Raw genomic sequence first — 562 nt, 5'->3', positions numbered from 1 at the left:
TCGACGAGACTCAAGCTTGCCAGTATCAGATGCAGTTCCCAGGTTGAGCCCGGGGATTTCACATCTGACTTAACAAACCGCCTGCGTGCGCTTTACGCCCAGTAATTCCGATTAACGCTTGCACCCTCCGTATTACCGCGGCTGCTGGCACGGAGTTAGCCGGTGCTTCTTCTGCGGGTAACGTCAATGAGCAAAGGTATTAACTTTACTCCCTTCCTCCCCGCTGAAAGTACTTTACAACCCGAAGGCCTTCTTCATACACGCGGCATGGCTGCATCAGGCTTGCGCCCATTGTGCAATATTCCCCACTGCTGCCTCCCGTAGGAGTCTGGACCGTGTCTCAGTTCCAGTGTGGCTGGTCATCCTCTCAGACCAGCTAGGGATCGTCGCCTTGGTGAGCCGTTACCCCACCAACAAGCTAATCCCATCTGGGCACATCCGATGGCAAGAGGCCCGAAGGTCCCCCTCTTTGGTCTTGCGACGTTATGCGGTATTAGCTACCGTTTCCAGTAGTTATCCCCCTCCATCAGGCAGTTTCCCAGACATTACTCACCCGTCCGCC

At 55.2% G+C, this 562-nt stretch carries 1 rRNA gene; it reads right to left on the bottom strand.

Annotated features, from left to right (window positions below):
* Positions 1-562: ribosomal RNA gene (locus ACLJPD_RS33150) — 16S ribosomal RNA — on the bottom strand; the annotation flags it as partial.

Source organism: Nocardia sp. A7 (assembly GCF_046549215.1).
In the GTDB taxonomy this organism is placed as follows: domain Bacteria; phylum Actinomycetota; class Actinomycetes; order Mycobacteriales; family Mycobacteriaceae; genus Nocardia.
This window is presented reverse-complemented; position numbering and strand designations above follow the sequence as displayed.